The following is a 1,046-nucleotide window of genomic DNA, read 5'->3' on the forward strand; positions in this document are numbered from 1 at the left end:
AGATTCGAGATGGAGAGGGCGAGGTAGTTCTGGCCCCAGTCGTGCAGAACCCGTCCGCCGAACTTGGCGCCGAGGTAGCCCGAGTCGCCGAAGTCGTCCGGATTGGCCGAGGTGATGCTCGCATGGACCTGCCCGCCGATGCCCTGTTCGGCATTGCCGAATGCGGCGCCGACGGCCAATGAGCCGTCGATGTCCTCATTGGTCTGCGACCGCTTGTCGGCTCCCGAGATGGACAGGAAGACGGTGCCGCCGGGCGCAACCCGCGCGCTGGGGACGCCCTGCATCGACAGGTATTTCGGCGGCTCGACTGCGGAATTCAGGCCGTCCATCAGCGAGACGAAGTCTTCGCCCGTCATGGTCTGGGCAGTCGCGGCGGTCTGGCCGAAGGCAAGGCACAGGGCGGTTGTAGCCAAGACGCGCGGCAGGGTTTTGGACATGGTGGTCTCCTATGAAAAGGATCGTAACTGTTTCAGTGAACCCAGGTAGTGTGGCCTTGGCTTTCATGGGATCGGTTATTCGAGAGGCAGCTCCACAGCATAGTGAGTGGTTGTTGACTCGGCTAACGGTTGACCTATTTCGACATTCGCTTCCTGCTTCGGACAGGGAGCTTTCTGTGTATCTCGAGAGCGAACCAATCCTTGGCAAACCGACAGGACCTTATGGCGCACACGACCTAATGCAGACTCGTCCCGCATAGGTTGTAGTGTTCTCGTCAAGAGAAACGCACTCGGAAGAAATCTTCGCAAGCAGTTTGGAGATTGCCCTCAGTGTTTTTCTTTGTTGTTGTGAGAAGATCACGGATTATGACGGTGGCGCGGAGGATGGTGCTTTTGCGATCAGGTTGCTGGTCTCGCGCCAATCTTTCTGCAGCAGGGTGCCGCCATAGCCGCTGCGCATCCGTGTAAGGACCACCGCAGCCCTTGGCCCGGCTGCTTGTCTAAAAGCCGCTGGCTGCGACGGTCGGTCGCCGGTCGAACAGCGGGCCGAGCAAGGCCACCCGACGATAGACCATCAGATAGAAGACGGCGATACCAGCCAAGCCGAGC

The 1,046-nt window shown here is 59.6% G+C and carries 1 pseudogene; it reads right to left on the reverse strand.

Annotated features, from left to right (window positions below):
- A pseudogene (locus C5F48_RS24080) lies at window positions 1-437 on the reverse strand (hypothetical protein); the annotation flags it as partial.
- Between the last annotated feature and the right edge of the window lie 609 nt (window positions 438-1,046).

The organism is Cereibacter changlensis JA139 (assembly GCF_003034985.1).
Taxonomy (GTDB): Bacteria; Pseudomonadota; Alphaproteobacteria; order Rhodobacterales; family Rhodobacteraceae; genus Cereibacter; species Cereibacter changlensis.